14 protein-coding genes are annotated in these 19,637 nt (G+C 35.1%); 10 read left to right on the forward strand and 4 right to left on the reverse strand.

Annotated elements, in window-relative coordinates; genetic code table 11:
- The first annotated feature begins 50 nt into the window (after nucleotides 1-50).
- Complete coding sequence (gene ppk1 / locus PL77_RS12265) at nucleotides 51-2,171, forward strand: polyphosphate kinase 1 (RefSeq protein ID WP_044205446.1); 2,121 nt, start codon at nucleotides 51-53, stop codon at nucleotides 2,169-2,171.
- Complete coding sequence (locus PL77_RS12270) at nucleotides 2,171-2,665, forward strand: regulatory protein RecX (RefSeq protein ID WP_052444355.1); 495 nt, start codon at nucleotides 2,171-2,173, stop codon at nucleotides 2,663-2,665. The genes ppk1 and PL77_RS12270 overlap by 1 nt, the downstream gene beginning before the upstream one ends.
- Before the next feature lie 488 nt (nucleotides 2,666-3,153).
- Here PL77_RS12270 and PL77_RS12275 read toward each other — a convergent pair whose 3' ends face one another.
- Nucleotides 3,154-5,196, reverse strand: coding sequence for a M13 family metallopeptidase (locus PL77_RS12275; RefSeq protein ID WP_052444356.1), 2,043 nt, complete (start codon nucleotides 5,194-5,196; stop codon nucleotides 3,154-3,156).
- 62 nt (nucleotides 5,197-5,258) lie between these two features.
- A complete protein-coding gene (locus PL77_RS30505) occupies nucleotides 5,259-6,557 on the reverse strand; it encodes a hypothetical protein (protein WP_172665843.1) in 1,299 nt (432 codons plus the stop codon).
- Nucleotides 6,558-6,702: 145 nt separating this feature from the next.
- On the opposite strand from PL77_RS30505, the gene PL77_RS12285 reads away from it, so the two are divergent.
- The 3 genes from PL77_RS12285 to PL77_RS12295 all read left to right on the forward strand — a co-directional run bounded on the left by PL77_RS12285 (nucleotide 6,703) and on the right by PL77_RS12295 (nucleotide 9,998).
- Nucleotides 6,703-7,575, forward strand: a complete 873-nt coding sequence (locus tag PL77_RS12285; RefSeq protein WP_044205448.1) for a prephenate dehydrogenase/arogenate dehydrogenase family protein — start codon at nucleotides 6,703-6,705, stop codon at nucleotides 7,573-7,575.
- A gap of 132 nt (nucleotides 7,576-7,707) precedes the next feature.
- Nucleotides 7,708-8,466 (forward strand): tetratricopeptide repeat protein, encoded by a 759-nt coding sequence (locus tag PL77_RS12290; protein WP_044205449.1) that lies wholly within the window; start codon nucleotides 7,708-7,710, stop codon nucleotides 8,464-8,466.
- A gap of 269 nt (nucleotides 8,467-8,735) precedes the next feature.
- Complete coding sequence (locus PL77_RS12295; RefSeq protein WP_253273984.1) at nucleotides 8,736-9,998, forward strand: RluA family pseudouridine synthase; 1,263 nt, start codon at nucleotides 8,736-8,738, stop codon at nucleotides 9,996-9,998.
- A 61-nt stretch (nucleotides 9,999-10,059) separates the two neighbouring features.
- On the opposite strand, the gene PL77_RS12300 is transcribed toward PL77_RS12295, so the two are convergent.
- Together PL77_RS12300 and PL77_RS12305 are read right to left on the reverse strand one after the other, a co-directional pair.
- Nucleotides 10,060-10,653: a YtfJ family protein gene (locus PL77_RS12300; protein ID WP_044205452.1), complete on the reverse strand. Its 594-nt coding sequence runs from the start codon at nucleotides 10,651-10,653 to the stop codon at nucleotides 10,060-10,062.
- Between the two features lie 244 nt (nucleotides 10,654-10,897).
- Complete coding sequence (locus PL77_RS12305; RefSeq protein WP_044205455.1) at nucleotides 10,898-11,092, reverse strand: hypothetical protein; 195 nt, start codon at nucleotides 11,090-11,092, stop codon at nucleotides 10,898-10,900.
- A 235-nt stretch (nucleotides 11,093-11,327) separates the two neighbouring features.
- Here PL77_RS12305 and PL77_RS12310 point away from each other — a divergent pair, with 235 nt between their 5' ends.
- The 5 genes from PL77_RS12310 to PL77_RS12330 all read left to right on the forward strand — a co-directional run bounded on the left by PL77_RS12310 (nucleotide 11,328) and on the right by PL77_RS12330 (nucleotide 19,613).
- Nucleotides 11,328-12,257: an ABC transporter ATP-binding protein gene (locus PL77_RS12310; protein ID WP_044205457.1), complete on the forward strand. Its 930-nt coding sequence runs from the start codon at nucleotides 11,328-11,330 to the stop codon at nucleotides 12,255-12,257.
- Between the two features lie 4 nt (nucleotides 12,258-12,261).
- On the forward strand, nucleotides 12,262-13,581 hold the full coding sequence (locus tag PL77_RS12315) for an ABC transporter permease (protein ID WP_044205460.1): 1,320 nt from the start codon (nucleotides 12,262-12,264) through the stop codon (nucleotides 13,579-13,581).
- A gap of 400 nt (nucleotides 13,582-13,981) precedes the next feature.
- The gene (gene nqrF / locus PL77_RS12320) at nucleotides 13,982-15,292 is read left to right on the forward strand and encodes an NADH:ubiquinone reductase (Na(+)-transporting) subunit F (protein WP_044205463.1); all 1,311 of its coding nucleotides are present in this window, start codon (nucleotides 13,982-13,984) and stop codon (nucleotides 15,290-15,292) included.
- A 150-nt stretch (nucleotides 15,293-15,442) separates the two neighbouring features.
- Entirely contained in the window at nucleotides 15,443-18,889 is a 3,447-nt protein-coding gene (locus PL77_RS12325) for a CHAT domain-containing protein (RefSeq protein ID WP_044205464.1), read from the forward strand.
- Nucleotides 18,890-18,995: 106 nt separating this feature from the next.
- Complete coding sequence (locus tag PL77_RS12330) at nucleotides 18,996-19,613, forward strand: hemolysin III family protein (protein WP_044205466.1); 618 nt, start codon at nucleotides 18,996-18,998, stop codon at nucleotides 19,611-19,613.
- Nucleotides 19,614-19,637: the final 24 nt, after the last annotated feature.

A 19,637-nucleotide genomic window follows, 5' to 3' on the forward strand; every position in this document is an offset into this window, starting at 1 on the left:
TGAATAACAAATAACATATATATCCAAAAAAATCCTATATACCGTAATTTATGATAAACCAAGAGAAGATAGCAGCATTAATCAATAGTAGTAATTACATCAGTAGAGATTTAAGCTGGCTTCAGTTCAATTATAGAGTTTTATATCAAGCACAGATGTCTTCGAGAACAGTTTTCGAAAGGCTGAAGTTTTTGGCGATTACAGCTTCAAACTTAGATGAGTTTTTTATGATTCGTGTAGGATCGCTTTATAATTACATTGATTACGGTAAACGAAGAACGGATTACTCAGGATTAAGAGAAGATCAATTCAAGCAAAAACTATTTCAAGACATTCATGATTTTTCTAAGCAACAGTCTGAATTATTGTTGGATGAACTGCAGCCTGAGTTTGAAAATAACGGTTTCAAAATTTTAGATGTAAAAGATCTGAATGATAATGAGAGAGAGCATGTGGATAAATACTTCAATAGAATGGTTTTCCCAATGCTTACTCCGATGGTCTATGATACGTATCATGCATTTCCTGTATTACAAAACTTACTGACCATCTTTGGAGTCGTGACTACGGATAAAAGAGAGGAAACAGGTAATCGAAGAAAAATTTCATTTGTTCAAATTCCTAAAAACCTTCCGAAGTTTTTCCAGATTGAAAGAGAGGATTATTGGGTATTTGTACCTATTGAATCGATCATTGAAGCACACATTACGCGTCTTTTCAGAAATGTAGAAGTAGAGTCAGTTGATTTATTCAGGTTAACAAGAAACGGTGACTTCACATTGGACGAGAGTGATGATTTGGATACTGACTTTTTAAATGAATTAAAATTAAAATTAAGAACTCGTAAAACAGGTAGGGTAGTGAGAATGGAAATCACTGAAAACCCAAGCCCAATGTTGAGAGAGGTCTTAATGGAGCGTTTTGATATAGATGAGGACAATATTTTTGAGTCTCCAGTATTGTTGGATCACACAAGATATTGGCAGATTGTAGGACATAAAGCATTTGCTTATTTACAGCCTACTTCTCCTCAGTTTACAACTCCTGTTGCAATGCAAAGCATTAAGAAAGGAGATAGCGACAATATTTTTGACCGCTTGAAGAAACAAGATATATTCTTGCACCACCCTTACAATAGCCCAGACACGATGTTGGAATTGTTGGAGGCAGCGGCAGATGACCCCAAGGTCTTGGCGATCAAAATGACAATTTACCGTCTAGCAAAAGATTCTAGAGTAACAAAAGCGTTATTAGCTGCGGTGGAAAGTGGTAAGCAGGTGTCGGTACTTTTTGAAGTAAAGGCTCGTTTTGATGAAGAGAACAACTTACAAGAAGCGAAAAAATTGCAAGAGGCAGGGTGTTTTGTGATTTATGGTATGTCAGCTGTAAAGACACACACCAAGTTGATGCTTGTAGTAAGAAATGAAGGGGATCAAGTGACAAGATATGCTCACTTAGGTAGTGGTAACTACAATGAATCAACAGCGAAACTCTATACTGATATTGGTCTATTGACTTCAAAAGAAGCTTATGGAGAAGATGTGTCAGAGTTCTTTAATGCCATTACAGGTCACTCTCAACCGAAGCGTTATAACCAAATCCTCACTGCACCTCGTCAGATGAGAAAAGGTTTTATTAATTTGATTGAGCAGGAAGCTAAAAACGCTAAAGACGGTTTATCATCAGGTATTATGATCAAAGTGAACTCATTCCAGGATGATAAAATGATGGATGCACTTTATGCTGCTTCTCAAGCAGGTGTGAAAATACACTTGATTGTAAGAGGTATCTGCTGTATTCGCCCTGGCCGTGAAGGATTAAGTGAAAATATTACGGTGAGATCGATTGTGGGTGATTTCTTAGAGCATACAAGGTTGTTTTATTTCCATAACAACGGAGATCCAATTGTGTATGGTGGTAGTGCAGATGCAATGACAAGGTCATTTGACCGAAGAATTGAATCTCAGTTCGAAATTGTGGATCCATTATGTAAAAAAGAAGCCATCAACATTCTTGATTATAACTTAAAAGATAATGTCAATAGTTTCGTCATGAACGAAGATGGTTCTTACACGAAACAAAAGATTAAAGAAGGAGACAGATCGTTTAATGTCTTCAATGAGTTCTATAATGTAACTCAGAAAGTAGTCAATAAATCAAAAATATTTTAATGGATTATACCTATCAGCAGATTCTTCCCAAAATAGCCGCTTATTGTTCTTACCAAGATCGTTGTCAGCAAGAAATTGTGAATCGATTAAAAAAGTGGGAATATGCAGAGGAGGATATCCCTGAAGTGTTAGCATGGTTGAAGGAGAATAAATTTTGGGATGAAAAAAGGTATGCTTCTTCTTTTGTAAGAGGAAAATTCAGAAGTAATAAATGGGGGAGACGCAAAATTCAGATGGCTTTACATCAGAAGGGCGTCTCTCCTTCTTTGGGAAAAGAAGCCTTGAATGAAATCAACGATGAAGAGTATTATGAAATTGCCTTAGGCATTGCTCTCAAAAAAGTGGAAAGATTGATCGAAAAAGGAGAAGAAAATCATTTAGTCAAAGGCAAAGCACTTCAACATTTAGCGGGCAAAGGGTTTGAAACAGAAGTCTGCTATAATGCGGTGGAAGATGCTCTATTTGAAGTAAAGAATAGAAGAGAAGAGGAATAGCCATCTTTTCTTAAGGAAAAAAGGGAAGAATCAGTTTGTAGTTACATTACAGGCTGTTCTTCCCTTTTTCATTATTCTGCGAAATGTATTTATCACACGGTAAACTAAGTTTTTGAATATTTATGGTCTTTAGAAATCAGGAGAATTTTTTTTATCGACAGAACACGAAAGGCGCTATCGCTTAACATTCGCACAATTGGAATTACTACTCTTTTAGTTTGGTAGTTCTACCCCTGGCCTTGAAGGGAAAAGCGTGAAGAATTACATGGAATGAGTCGTTAAAAATGATTTTGCTGTTTGAGCGCAGCGAGTTTAAAATCATTTAGGCTCAAGGAATGGAATTTAGCTTTTGACTTCAAAGCCTTGACTTTTTTGCTTCGTTTTTGTGTTAAGACAAAAATGAAGAAGAAGGAATCTTGAAAGTAGCTCCTATAAATACTTGGCGAAAAATTGATTGGAAGTTACCGAAAACTTAGTTTAAAATGTATTTACCAAATTTGAACCCTATCTTCTTCTTTTCTCCACATCCCATCATATTGGTGTACATCAAAAGCTTCATAAAAGGGAGTGAAATTAGAAAGAGGACCGTTGACCCTGTATTCTCCCGGAGGATGTGTTTCCGTCATTAATTTTTGTCGGAGTACTTCCACACGAGTTTTCGATCTCCAAAGTGTAGCCCAAGAAATAAAGAAGCGTTGTTGAGGAGTGAAGCCATCAATTTTTGTAATGTCAACATTTGCCCCTTGTGTTTGTTCTAAAGCATGATAGGCCATTGCCAAGCCACTAAGATCTGCTATATTTTCGTTGAGCGTGAGGTTGCCATTGATGGTAATACCAGGGAGAGGTTCATAGTGGTCAAACTGATCAATTAATTTTTTCGTTCTATTTTTGAAAGCGTAATAGTCTTTAGAAGTCCACCAATTTTGAACGTTCCCTTCCGCATTATAACGTCTTCCAATGTTATCAAAACCGTGTGTGATTTCATGAGCGATTACGGCTCCAATAGCTCCATAGTTTACAGCATCATCTGCTTGATGATGAAAGAAAGGAGGCTGTAAAATACCTGCTGTTATTACAAATTCATTATAGAGCGTATGGTAGTAAGCGTTGACAGTTTGAGGAGTAATAATCCATTTTTTAGTACTACTTCCTTTATTAAAAGCATCAATTTTATTTTGAAAAAGCCATTGGTTGGATAGGATAATATTTTCGTAATAGGAATCTCCTAACTTTAAAGAAGCATAAGAAGGAAATTTTTGTGGGTAGCCAATTTTTACAGTCAATTTGTTGAGTTTGAGTAACGCACTTTTCTTGGTGTTACTGTCCATCCACTCAATATTCCTGATATGTTCAGCAGCCGTGAGTAATATATTATCAATCATCTCTTTGACTTCAGCTTTAGCTTCTTCTGGAAAGTAATTGGCGATATACATTTCTCCAACAGCAAATCCAACAGCCTTATTGGTTGCTTTTAACACTGCTTTCCATCGGTAGGGCTGTTCTCTTAATCCATCTCTTTTTTTACCAAAATACCTGAAGTCTTCCGTTACAAATTGATGCGATAGATAAGGAGCGGCATGATGCAAAACCCTCCATTGTAAGTAATTTTTTATTTTCTCAATCCCATTTTTCAGAATAATAGCGTCTATGCTTGAAAAGTAAGTGATGTTGGTGACAATAACAGTATCGGTTTGTACACCAATTTCACCGTTGTATTGCTTCCATACAAAGGATTGGCAAAGGTCGGTTAACTCAGGTAGTGATTTAAGGTTGTAATACTTTTCGTTGGTATGATTCCGGATTGAAATATTATACTGTTCAGCAATATCCTCTTCCACAGTATAAGCCGTTTTTGCCACTTTGAGTGATTGAGTATCTGAGTATCCCAATAGTTTGAACATTCGTTGGATATGTTCTAGATACTCCATTCTCATCTTAATGGCATTTGAATCTTGCTGGGCATAAAAGTCAGTATTATGAATACTTATTCCTGATAATTCAAGGAAAATACTCTGTTTATTATTTCTGTAAGAATCTTGAAAAATGGTAGGTTTGAAAAAAGGATAAATCCCTTTGGTATGAAGTTGAGTCACCACTTTCTGAAGATCAAAAAAGTTCTCAATGTCATTAATTTCTTTTAAGAGAGGTTGAATTGGTTGAGTTCCAAGTTTTTCAATTTTGGCAGAGTCCATTCCCTCTTTGAAAAAGAGAACAGCTTTGGAGGTATTTGAGTTTTCTAGGTAATTTCCTTCACGCAAAGTGGTTTCTAGCAATGACTTTATTCTGATATTATTTTTTAACCTTAATGCAGAATAATTCCCCCAAGAGCCTCTATCCTTTGGAATTGGTTCTTTATTTTGCCAGTTACCGTTGACGTATTGATAGAAATTGTCTTTTGGAGAAGTGAGTGTGTCAAAATCACTCAAGTCAAAAAAATGAGAAGGATGGAATTGTTCAACTTGTTCTTCTTCATTACACGAAGAGAAAAAGAGGATGGAAATGATGAATACAAGATAAAAAATGGTTTTCATACTTCTAAAATACAACCTGAATCCAAATTATAAGTTTTCAGAAGTAAAAAAGAGCAATAGTCTTATAAAACTAAACTTAATGTCTTTCTATAATACCATTCTTTAATAGCCATTGCACAGTCTCTTGCCGATGCAAACGAATCTACCGTAATATCTCTCAAGTCGTTGGAAGCCTGCATTAAGAATACCCTTTTTGAAAGAATGTAGGAAATATAGATGGTTAAGTGCTTTCCTTCAATTGCTAGTTCAATAAAACCATCCAGTTTGTTTCCATTCGAAAACATTTTTGTAATATCTGTTTCAATATCTTCTTGAATCAGGTATTCTTCTAAGAGAAAAAGGTTTTGTTGTTGCACAATTGCTGCATTTCGGATTCTCATCTGAAACTTATGCAATGCATCATTGATGGCAGTCGCTGAATAAGATTGTTCTAGAATCTCTTGTTGATGAGAAAGTACAAACAGTGGTTCATGAATATCTTCCAGAAAATCAACATTGATTGCAAGTTGGTGGAACCATTGTGACTCCCATTCCAAAAATAATGGAGAAGGAATGATACCGGAAACATCAAATGTATTGTGCCAGATGTTATAAAAGAAGGCTTCATTTTGTACTAAGTCTAACTTAGTGTCATTGAGTTCTTCCGCTATTTCTTGTACAGCACCTAGCTTACGTCTTAATATCGCATTTGTTGATTTTTCAGGTTTGAAGTTTTCCCATTCCTGCCAAGTATAATCTTCCCAATCAAAGAAGTAAAGATTGTTCAATCGCTTTTTATAGTCAAAAACAGAATCTTCATCTAACACATAACCAGGGTAATAGAAGCTCTTGTTTGTGCTTTGTGCATACTCAATTTCAAGGAGCATGGTAGTGATACCCAATGATTGTTTGCTGTAATCTGGATCAAACAAAGCCAGAATACTACAAATTGATTCTTTCCCTAAATCCATAAAGGAGATAGCAGCAATTTTATCACCATCGAGGATTTGAAGTTCCCAAGTCTCAAAAGGTGATTCTTCATTACCTTCTTCAAGGAAATAGTTTTTAAGTGAGGTAGGGGAATTAGGTGATTGAAAACGACCTTTATGTTCAGCATACATTCTTTCTTTTTCCTCCGTAATTTCTAGAGGTTGTATTTTGATTTCATATTGGCTGTTTTTACGAATAAGCTTTCTCTGGCTTTTGGAAAACTTAAAATCGTCAAGACCTACACGTATAGGCACGATGGAGTAGACATGATTTCTAAAGTAAATCATCTCGTAGCGGGACATCATTGGTCCATCTCTAAACCAAGCCTCTTCTAAATACTCATCTAATGTCTCGCCTGTACAGTCTACAGGCATAAAATAATCAAAAGTCATCGTCATTTCGCCACTTCACGTTGCTTCTACTCCCAAATAAAAAATGAAATACGTACTTTTGCATGACGAATGCAAAAAGAATCTCGTTTGAATCTTCAAAAATGAAGTAATTTTAACGAATATATAAAATCTGAGTGAGATAATTGTGGAACTAAACAAGCAAAAAATAGGAGTTGTTGGTGGTAACCAAGGATTAGGGAGCTGGGTTGTGAAATTTTTCAGAGCACAGGGAATCGAAACAAGGTTTTCATCAAGAGGAAAGGAAAGTGAATTTGAGTCGAATAGACAGTTAGCAGATTGGGCGGATATTGTGATCCTAGCAGTGCCTATCTCAGCGATGTCTAATGTGATGGAAGAAGTGTTTCCATCATTGGATGATAAGTACTTGGTAGATTTATGTTCAGTGAAAAAATTTGTAGTAGAGAAATATCTATCTCTAAGACAAGTCTATTCTGAAGTATTGCCAAGGTATCTTTCTATTCACCCTATGTTTGGTCCTTCAATCAAAAGTTTTGATGGCAACGTAGTTTTGTTCAATCATGTGGATGGTGCTGAAGACTTAGAACAAGCTTTCAAGGAGTTTTTTACTTTCCATAAGGGAATTGTAAAAGATGTTGAATACATCAAACATGACAAGCAGATGGGATTGGTACAAGGCCTAAATCACTTCAATGTTTTCGTTTCAGCCAAGACAATGGCAAGATATAACGAAGACTTTGAAGATATTAAGAGTGTTGCTTCCCCACCTTACAGAATTTTTATCGTATTTTATACTCGATATGTCATGCAGAATCCATTGCTATATGCTGACATTCAAATGAGAAATGAATTTGTATATGAAGTAGTTCGTATTTTCAGAGATGAAATGAACAAACTGTTTGATATCATTCAGACAAGAGATAGAGATTCATTCATCGATTACATTTCAGAAATGCAGGGTTTCTTCTCTCAAAATGAGGGAGACATAGAAGTGTCGAGTCATTTGATGCAGAAGTTGAGCGAAAGGCTAGAAATGTAATCTTAATGCTGTAAACAATTACACATTTTACATTGTTGTAAGTTTAGATTAGAATAAGAAATTATTTACTGCTTTTTTCAGAAGAAGGGAAAGGATAAAAATTTGGAAGTGAAGTTCACTTCATAAATAGATATGGAAGAATATAGTCAAGGTTTAGAATTGATTAAAGAAGGTAAGTACACTGAAGCCGTGTCTTACTTTAATGCTGTATTAAAAGAGAACGAGAAAAATGTGGGTGCTTTCTACCACCGATCAGTTGCTCGTTACAAAATGAAGGCTTATGACGGTGCATTAGGAGATATCAATAAAGCGATTAACCTTCAGCCGTTGAATGCAGACTTTTTCGCTCACCGTGGAATTGTATTGCATATGCAAGGAAATAGCAAGCGAGCTATTCTTGATTTTGATAAAGCCATCCAAATAGAACCTCAGAACCCTTTCAGGTACTCTAGTCGTGCATTCGTGAAAGCACACATGAAAGACACAAAAGGGGCCATTGCTGATTATGAAAAGGCCATTGAGTTGGACCCTGAAGATGCAATTGCACATAACAACCTTGGGTTAATTCAAGAACAGACTGGAGCTTGGGACAAGGCTCAAGAGCACTACAAAAAATCAAATGATCTTGTAGGCTACGAAGGTATTGATCCTGAGAAAAAAGAAATCACAGAACTTTTAGAAGACTGGAAAGAAGAGAAAGCAAAGCAGGAGGAAGAACAACGTCAGTTGATTCAAGAAAAAGCGGCAATCTCTAAAGCTCAAATGGAAGAACAACAAGCTGTTGGTGGCTTTTGGGGTATTGTTAAGAGCGTTTTTACTGATAAAGCAGTTTTCCAGGAGTTTATCGATTTCGTGAAAAACGGATTTAAACTACCAAATCAGAATAAATAAGTACAATTAAATGTACAGACGTTAAATTGATTGATTCACGCTTATGAATTGAATTCAAATAAGAATTCATTTTAATCTTTAATTAAAGAGTGAAGGGAACTTTTATAATTGGGTCGTATTCTTTTATATTAAGCAAGAGTATTGTGTTACGAGATGTATAAATTGACGATTTTACACTCAAAATGATAACTTTCAAAATAGTAAATCAACACTCTTTCTTTAAACCAATTTAGAGTAAACCTTAAACCAAAACTTGATTATCAACAGAGATGAGCGGAACAAGCAATTACGTTAAAAAAGAAGAAATTAATCATCTTAATGACGAAGAAATGTCGAAAAAAGATACCTCTCAGGAAGAAGTAAAAGATTCGGCTAACTTACTGCCTAATAACACAACTGGTGAAGAAAATAAAACTTCTGACCCAACAGCTGTTAATGAAACTCAGTCTTCAGCTAAAGAAGAAGAGGAAACGGAAGATTATTACTACAGGCCAGAGGATTTCAACCTTACGGAAAAAGACTTGCAGTCTTTAAACGAGTTTGATGAATTACGCATTGAAGTAGACCCCAAACAGACAGCCCTGAGAATTGATAAGTTTCTAGTAGATAGAATTCCTAATCTATCTAGAAACCGAATACAAAGCGGATTAAAAGACGGTCACTTCCTAGTGAATGGTTTGCCTGTAAAACCAAATTATAAAGTAGCAGCAGGTGATGTAGTGATGGTATTTATGCCAAAACCTAGAGCACAAGAAATTGAACCTCAGAATATCCCGCTTGATATTGTATATGAAGATGAGGACCTTTTGATTGTCAATAAAAAGCCTGGAATGGTGGTGCATCCTGGTTTTAATAATACATCAGGCACTTTGGTCAATGCCCTTTCTTATCATTTTAAAGACCTTCCAACTTCTTTCAACGGAAGTGATAAACCGGGATTGGTTCACCGAATTGATAAGGATACATCAGGGTTGTTGGTGATTGCAAAAACAGAACATTCGCTGACACACTTGTCAAAGCAATTTTATGATCATACCATTGAGAGGACTTATAACCTTTTAGTTTGGGGTACTTTCCCGGATGAAGAAAAAGAAGGAACGATAAGATCTATGATTGGCAGATCAGCACAAGATAGAAGAGTTTATACAGTACTTCCTGATGATGCAACCTATGGAAAGCATGCCATCACACACTATAAGGTATTGAAAGATATGCGTTATGTAAGTTTGGTGGAATGTAAATTGGAAACGGGTAGAACACACCAAATTCGTGTTCATATGCGTCATTTAGGTCATCCTTTATTCTCAGATGCCATGTATGGAGGAGATAAAATATTGAAAGGAGTCAGTACTGGGAAATATAAAACATTCGTTGAAAATAATTTCAAGATTTGTCCACGTCAAGCATTACATGCCAAGTCATTAGGGTTTGAGCATCCTGTAACAGGAAAGTGGATGCAATTCAACTCAGAAATCCCCCAAGATATGCAAAGGTTAATTCGCAGATGGGAAGATTTCTTAAGATATGGTTAAAAAAGAAAAGCCTCACTGAAAAGTGGGGCTTTTTCTTTTTTGAGAAATATATGATAATGGACTATAAAGCAAACTGAGCCATTTCCTCTTCAGTATATTTGTGTGATTCAGAAACATTGTTTTTGATTTCATTGATCACAAAATCTACTTCTTCTTTCGTTAGTTCTCCAGCTTTAAAGAACAACACTGTTCCATCAGCATCTACTAACAAGATTGGAAATGTATTATTAACATCACCCGTATTCCAGGCGTCTTGAATAAAACGTTTAGGGTCTGTAAGAATCAGAGCATCTGCTTCTTGCTTCGAACGTTTTCTCACCTGACGAGTCATAAAACGAATAATTCCGTTAGGATAAGGAGAGTCCGCAAGGTTGACAATACCATAAGCTAAATACTCTTCTTCAGGGAATTTCCATTTTTTTACTTCTTCAATAAAATATTCATTTTGTGAAGGCTTATCTGGATCAGGATAAAAGATTAATGTTACTTTCTCTCCTATACCCGGCGTAACCGCATCTTTGTTATTCAAATCACGGATATCCACTTTTTCTATTTTGTCACCTCTCTTTAAAGTGCTTTTTTCTTGAGCTTGAACAGAAATAGTTGTGAAAGCTATTAGTATAAAAGAGATAGAAAGTTGTAAAATCTTTTTCATGAGTTTTTTTCATTTAATACAGTTCTACTAACGGAGCTGTTTTTGTTTGAGTTGAACTCATTTATATTTATTAAGTGACTTCGGAAGAGGATGTGAATTTGAGAAGGTTGTTTTGTATTGTGTTAATAATTAGGTAGATATTGATAATAAGAAGGTTGCAGGCACAAAAAAAGCCTTTCGTTATAGAAAGACTTTTATTGCGAAAAAACTAAGATAATTCATACTGTTTTACCTTAATCAGTTATTATTCATTTGTGTTTTTGAGTTTTTTATCAAAAACATTTTTGTTTAAAAATTCATTAAGTTGATCGACAGTGTAAGAGCTTTCAATTTCTCCTGAACTATTGATCTTGATGTCAAAGCCTTCTAATTCTCGATTGACTTTAGGCTTAGCTTCTGTGCGCTTAAAGTGATAGCGCTGTTTAATTGATCTAATCATAATAGATAAAAATTAGGTTTAAATTAATAGTAGTTGTGTCTTAATAAGACGATGCTAGTAATGGGTATTTTATATACCTCTTGAATCATTAAGTTATTACAATTTACTGAAAATGCAGTAATTGAGCTAGTTGATGTACAGATTTGAGGATCTTTAAATAAAAATAGGTCCTTTCATAGAATATGTTTTATTTTGTGTACAATAAATTCTTACTAAATTAATACAATACCAAAAATTGAATATATTAGAGATTAGGGGTGTAACGAAAAAATACGCAAATCATATTGCTTTGGACAACGTTTCTCTTACTGTACCCAAACAGTGTATTTATGGTTTGCTTGGCCCTAATGGAGCAGGTAAAACTTCCTTGATTCGATCAATAACTCAAATAATCTCTTTAGATGAAGGGGAAATCTATTTTAATGGACAATTATTAAAGCCCGAAGATGTATTAAGAATGGGCTATTTGCCAGAAGAAAGAGGGCTGTATAAAAAAATGAAAGTAGCGGATCAGATTTTATACTTGGCTCAATTAAAAGGGATGTCTTTAAAGGAGGCAAAAGCCAAGACCAAATTCTGGTTGGATCGTTTGGAGCTTAAACCTTGGTACAAAAGCAAGGTAGAAGACCTTTCTAAAGGTATGCAGCAAAAAGTGCAATTTATCACTACCGTGATCCATGAACCTAAATTATTGATTTTAGATGAGCCTTTTTCAGGTTTTGACCCTGTGAATGCACAATTGATCAGAGATGAGATTTTTAGACTAAGAGATTTAGGTTCTACTATTATTCTCTCAACACACCGCATGGAGTCTGTTGAACAACTTTGTGACCGAATAGCTTTGATCAATAAATCGAAGAAAGTATTGGAGGGAACGCAGTTTGATATTAAGAACGCCTATAGGAATCATCAGTTTGATTTAATTACAGAAGAAGAAGTGGAAATTTCTTCAACTCCTCATAAAGTAATCAGCCCTTCTGTGAAGGAGCTGTATGGATATAAACAAACTTTAAGACTTATAAATGCTTCCCCAAATCAATTGTTAGAAGAGGCTGCACAGCAAAGTACAATCTTAGGTATGCAGGAAAATATTCCTAGTATGCATGATATTTTTATTGAGGCAGTCCAAAACGGGAATATTAAAACGACTTCGGAACAGCAGTAAACGTATGAACAAAATACTTTTAATAATAAAAAGAGAATACCTGACGAGGGTAAAAAAACGCTCTTTTGTGATCATGTCCATTTTAGGACCATTACTTATTATTGGTTTTTATGGAATAATCATTTGGGCAAGTATATCAGATGGCGATCAAAAAGAAATAGCAGTTGTTGATGAGTCAGGACTTTTTGAAAATGATTTCGACCATAATACTTCTTCCTTTAAGTTTTTAAGGATTTTTGGAGGTTTAGATCACGGAAAAGAACAATTGAACAATGAAGAAATTGATGGGTTTTTATTTATACCCAAAGATTTTACGATTGACAATACAAAAGGAGTAGTGCTTTTTGAATCAAAAGGTTTAGGAGCAAAAGCTGTTTCAGAATTGGAGCAAAGAATCCTAAAAAGAGTCAAAGAATTAAAATTACCACGACTTGGTGTTACAGAAAAGGAAATTAAGTCATTGGACCAACCCATCCCCATAAGAACAGTAAGTCTTACCGTTGATGGTAAAGAGTCTGATAGCAATGTAGGTATCTCTAGTGTCATTGGAATTGTAGGAGGATTGGTGATTTACTTCTTCGTATTTATGTACTCCACTATGGTAATGAAAGGTGTATTGGAAGAAAAAACAAGTCGAGTAGTTGAAGTCATAGTTTCTTCTGTAAAGCCCTTTCAATTGATGTTGGGAAAAATAATTGGAGTTGGAGCCGTTGGTTTAACACAGCTTTTTTTATGGATTGTGTTAGGTATTGTGGCGGTAAGTGCTTTATCTACTTTTGTAGATGTACCTTACGAACAATTTGAACAATCTCAACTATCGCAGATGAATGCTAACGTTCAGCAAGTAGAGCAAGTTGAAATTGATAAAATCACTAAACTCTATTATTCTATTGAAAGTTTTGATTTTGCTACGACTACCATAGTTTTTATCTATTACTTTATCTTTGCCTATTTGATGTATTCGTCACTTTTTGCAGCAATTGGAGCGAGTGTAGATAACGAAACCGATTCTCAGCAATTTATGTTGCCAGTTACTATGCCGTTGATTTTGGCAATTTCTCTTTCAGGAGGAGTGGTCTCTGATCCACAAGGAACAATGGCTTTCTGGTTGTCAGTATTTCCATTGACCTCTCCAGTAGTAATGATGATAAGATTACCATTTATTGGCTTTGGAACCGAAGTGATCATTTCAATGGTGACCTTGTTGTTTGGTTTTGTAGGGGCACTTTGGGTAGCAAGTAGGATTTATAGAATAGGTTTGTTGACCTATGGCAAAAAACCAACTTATGCCGAAGTTTTCAAATGGATGTTCCGAAATAATTAAACAAAACGTTTAAGTATAAAGTCAAAAATAAATTATAGTTAATTCTAATTTATTTTTTGTGAGTACAACGCTAAAAAACGTATTAATAGTGGTTCTATTGAAAGTTTTTTGAAGGAAGTAATCGCAAAATAATAAATAGAATTAGTATTAGATATTTTTGAATTTGTAATTACTTAATAAATGAATTTTAATTCGGAATGTTGTTCGGACGGAATAGCATTGCGAATCGGCTAAATTATTAATGAAATTTCATGTGTTTTATGCCAATTTAACAATGGAAGATTTAATATCATTTATTTAGAATATTTATAGCCCGTTTTACTTTTAAAAAGAAAAGAAGGCTTTTATATTTGTAGCCGATTAAGGAAATTTTAAAACTTATCTTTCCAAATTTTTATTTATGGAACTATCAGTAGTAGTACCTGCAGCGATTGTGGCCTTTACGGTCTTGATCCTGTTTTTGGTTTTCGTACTTCTATTCGCACAGATGAAGTTAGTTCAAAGTGGTGACGTAAGCATCGTTTTAAACGGTGATGAGTCAAACCCTGTAGTAGTAGCTGCGGGTTCAACACTTTTAACGACACTTTCAGCGCAAAAAATCTTTTTGCCTTCTGCTTGTGGTGGTGGTGGTACGTGTGCGATGTGTAAATGTCGCGTTACAGACGGTGGTGGAGATGTACTCCCTACCGAAGTAGGTCACCTAAGCCGTGCCGAACAACATGAAAATGTCCGCCTTGCTTGTCAGGTTAAAGTGAAAAATGACATGCAAGTAGAAATACCAGAAGAAATCTTCGGAATTAAGAAATGGGAGTGTGAGGTTGTATCTAACTACAACGTGGCATCTTTCATTAAAGAATTCGTAGTGAAGCTTCCTGAAGGTGAGACACTTGATTTTGAGGCAGGTGGATATATCCAAATCGACGTTCCTGAAGTAACTGTAAACTTCAAGGATATCGATATCACTGCTCACCCTCGTATGGGTAAGAAACCAGACGAATACCAACCAGAATGGGATAAATTCGGTCTTTGGGATCTTAAAATGGTTAACGATGAGGAGATCTTCAGAGCTTACTCAATGGCTAACCACCCTGCAGAAGGTAACATTGTCATGTTGAACATCCGTATCGCAACTCCACCTTGGGATAGAGCGAAAAACGGTTGGATGGACGTGAACCCAGGTATCTGTTCTTCTTACGTATTCTCACGTAAACCAGGTGATAAAGTAACAGTATCAGGTCCTTACGGTGAATTCTTCATCAAAGAGACTGACGCTGAGATGATCTACGTAGGTGGTGGTGCAGGTATGGCGCCAATGCGTTCGCACTTATTCCACTTATTCCACACATTGAAAACTGACCGTAAGGTACAGTTCTGGTATGGTGGTCGTTCTCGTCGTGAGTTATTCTACGAAGAGGATTTCAAGAAGATCGAGGAGGAATTCCCGAACTTCCGTTTCTACAAAGTATTGTCTGAGCCGCTTCCAGAAGATAACTGGACGCCTAAAAAAGACATGGATGACAGAGAAGGCGATGGTTTCGTTGGATTTGTTCACCAAGCTTTAATTGACAACTACTTAGGTAAGCATGAAGAGCCAGAGGAAATCGAATTCTACTTCTGTGGACCTCCTATGATGAACGCAGCGGTAATCAAGATGACTGAAGACTTCGGTGTACCGAAAGAAAATGTATTATTTGACGACTTCGGTGGTTAATCAATACATTCAAATATATACAAAGAAAGACTGTTCGAAAGGGCAGTCTTTTTTTGTTAAAAGAAAGATTTGTAGCTCAAGAACTATTTAAAGTTATTAACTTTGCATTATCCCCTACGAAATTAGTACCTAATAATAACTCAATACTGTATGCGTCATTTCACTCTAGTTATACTATTTTTAGTTCATTTTATTATACCTCAAACAGCTTCAAGTTCTATTTCTGAAATTACCCCAGATGCTATTAATACTTTAAGAGATCAAGGGAAAATTAAAGAAGCGAAAGCACTTGTAAATAAGTGGATCAAAGAAACTGAGAGTGAATATGGTGATGATGCTATCGAAAATGTGATTCCATTACTTGCTTCTTCAGAACTTTCCATTGTTTATTTTGAATATCCAGAGGCCGTTCAATCTTTAGAAAGGGTACTGGAAATTATTGACCTAACTTCGGGGTGGCTTTATCCTGACTACGCACTAGCACTCAACTATTTGGCGTATTGTAAGGTAAATATGGGAGATAAATTTGCTGCCTTTGGTTTATTGAATGAAGCCGAAATGATTTATTATAAGACGCTTACCCAACAACACCCTGATTTCAATTTATGTAATATCAATAGGGCCATTCTCAATCTACATCTTGGGGAATTCGAAAAAAGTGAATCCTATTTTTTAAAATCATATCAATTTATTAAAGATCATAAAGAAGCATTTGCAACAAGTAAAACGGCAAGTACAATAACTATTGATTGGTTGAATATAAAATTTGCTCAACTCTATACGAAATGGTATAAACCAAAAAAAGCACTTCCACTTTTGGAGTCAGCTCAAGCAGGTTTGATTAAAAGAGGATGGAAAAAAAGTCCCTTTTATTCTATTCTTTTAGAAAACTTAGCGGAGCATTATTATTATTCCAATGACTACAAAATGGCTTACTCGTTTTATGAGGAGTTGTACAATCATCGAAAAGAACTTTATGGAGAGGACCATATTGCTACAGCAAAGGCTACATTGGAAATGGGAGAAATTATGTCGGAAACGGGGTATATCAATAATGCCTTATCCTATTTTCAACAAGCTAATAAACTACTAAGTAAGGAAAAGGGATACGTCAACTCTAAAGCTGAAATACTGCTTCATATTGCTGATGTATATTTACAAAAGGGAGATGCAATCAATGCAAAGGAGTACTTTGATAATGTCAAAATCGAAACCACAACCAATCGAGATTTATATTTCTTTTACTTGAGAGTAATGGGAGACCTTTATTATATCAATGGAGATTACATTAATGCTGAACTCAAATTGATGGAATTGGTGTCTATTGTCCGACAAGAGAAGGTGTTCTTCACAAAACATTACAGTAAGGCAATTGTAACACTTACAGAGCTTTTTGTAACGTTGGGAAGAGTACAAAATGCCATTGGTTTATGTGAAAATGAAGTCAACTTTTTGAAAAAAAGAGGGAGAGATAAGAGTGTGACTTACCTTGATTTGAGACTCACACTTCTCACCGCTCAGTGGTATGAAAAGTTGATTGATGAAACGGAAACAATGGCTCAAATTACAAATATTGAAGATACCTTAGTTCGTTTTGTGAATCCGAAGCACCCATTATTTATCAAAACGAATACATTGAAAGGAGGTTTGTGCTCTGATCTTTTAAAGTACGACGAAGCGATTTCATATTTTAGAAAAGCATTGGATTTTGCTAATCAACATGGAGTCGAGGAACTGCATTTTCAAAGGATACAAATTATTGATTATGCAGGAAATATATATATCAAGAAAAGAGAACTAGAAAAAGCACTGACTGAATATAGAGTGCTCAAAGGAAAGTTTACAGATGAATCTGTTTATTTTCCAGGCTTTCTGGGGAGGATTGCTTATGTAAAAGCCCTTCAAGGGAAGTGGGAAGAAGCAAAAGAATTAATCATAAGAGGTGTTGATATTCGTTTTAATCAGTATGACACCCAATTGAATTTTACGAGTGAGGATGAAAAAATAAATTACGTTCATCACACTTCATTAGTCTTTAAATACTTTTTTAGTTTGATGTCAATGCCTGAAGGGTACAAGTCTTCTCTGATGGTGGAGAAGTGTTATGACCTTCAGGTCAATTATAGAAAGTACTTTCTGAAAGAAGCAATTGCAAGAAAAAAGAAAATTGAGAATCTAGGACAGTACAGAAAGAGTATGAACTTTACGAATTACAATCAACACCTAGATCAACAGAAATCTAAGCTAGCAACAGCCAATTTCTTTTCAATTAAAGAAAGGAATGATTTAAATATTGATACCTATATGCTTACCGATAGGATCAACAATTTAGAAAAGTCGTTAAGTTTTGCCTCAAAGTCAGATGATGATTCATTAAATGTATCAGAATATATCTCTTGGAGAGATGTACAAAAACGGCTCAATGAAAAAGAGATCGCTTTGGAAATTATCAAATTGAATACGATAGATAAAAATAATGATTTCTATGTAGCAATCGCTATTTCAAAAAATTGTAAAACGCCAAAATTTATCCCGATAGGCAATGCAAAACTATTGGAAAATGACTTGTTCAGTATTTACTCTAAAGAAATAAAACCGAAAACGAGATCATTGGTTTATAAGAAAACTACCACTAAGAAAGTATCAGCTTATAAGTATTATTGGGAACCTATAAAAGAGGGATTAGCAGAATGGGGTGAAGAAATAGGGACAATATATTTGAGCAAGGATGGGATTTATAATGCGATCAATTTGAATGTCTTATACAATAGTGAATCGGAGAAGTACCTTATCAAGGAGGAAGATATTCACCTTGTAATTAGCACTTCTGACATTCGAACAAAGAGTCAATTATCGAATTTTACTAATAATAATATCTGCCTTTTTGGAAACCCATCCTTCGAAGGTGATGCAGAAGATTTAGGAGTTAGAGATGCGGCTGGACAAGCTTCAGCAGACCAAGAAAAGTATACTTTTTATCTTGAAAACCTGCCCGGAACGAAAACGGAGTTAGAAAATACTCAGACGTTGTTTAAAAGTCGAGGATGGAATGTGGATGCGTATTATGAAGATCGGGCAACCGAAAATAACATTAAAAACTTATCGTATTCACCTTCTATCATGCACATTGCTACGCATGGTATTTATATAGATGAACTGATCAATCCCATATTGCAAAACCCTTTATTAAAATCAGGTCTTTTCTTCACGGAAATAGCTACAAATAATGAGAAATCTGTAGATGAAATCTATAAATCAGGAAATGATGGGATCTTGACGGCTTACGAAGTGAAAGGTTTAAATTTAAAAAATACTTCTTTGTTGATTCTTTCAGCTTGTCAATCAGGAGTGTCAGACATCGCTGATGGTGATGGAATCTCTGGGCTACAATACGCTTTTAGTATAGCAGGGGTAAAAACGATTGTAATGAGTTTATGGAGTGTTGATGATGTCGCCACCCAAAAACTGATGAATGAATTTTATGAGCAGTGGTTCCAAACTAAGGATATTGATCAAGCTTTTCGAAATGCACAACTTAAACTAATGAAAGACTATAAGGATCCTTACTATTGGGGAGCCTTTGTGATGGTACATTAATCAAAAATCGGCTACTTTTTCAATTTTAACATTTTCTGTTGTCACAAAACAGTTGATCGTTATGTCTTATAGTTGTAAGTGAATATTCATTCAAATTTATAAAGCCATGTACCTATTAACCCGTGATCGTGAAGAAATTTGGAACACAATAACACATGCAATTGGTGTATTATTGAGTATAGTTGGTTTATTATTTCTATTATTAAAAGCAAACACACCTTTTGACTATTTGGTGTACAGTGTGTTTGGAGCAAGTATGATTATTCTTTACTTATCGTCCACTTTATATCATCTTATAGCATTTACCAAACTAAAGCAGTTTTTAAGGAAACTGGATCATAGTGGTATTTACCTGTTGATTGCAGGAACTTATACACCATTTGCTTTACTTTCTCTTGAAAACGATGGAGGAGTTACAATTGCTATTATTGTTTGGACGATAGCCTTTATAGGAATGATTTATAAGTTATTCTTTAAAATTAAATACGAATGGATTTCAGTTACTTTATATGTCGGAATGGGCTGGATTGCCGTATTTAAGTTAGGCGCTTTGTACCAAGAATTAGGAACGGGATTTTGGTTGATGATGGCAGGAGGAGTAGCCTATACTTTGGGAGTACTATTTTATGTTTGGGAAAAATTGAAATACAATCATGCTATTTGGCATTTGTTTGTACTGGCAGGTAGTATTTTAATGTATCTATCTATTTATCTTTATACTTAATACATTGTAAACTAAATTATCGTC

It is taken from the genome of Flammeovirga sp. OC4 (genome assembly GCF_000812565.1).
GTDB lineage: Bacteria > Bacteroidota > Bacteroidia > Cytophagales > Flammeovirgaceae > Flammeovirga.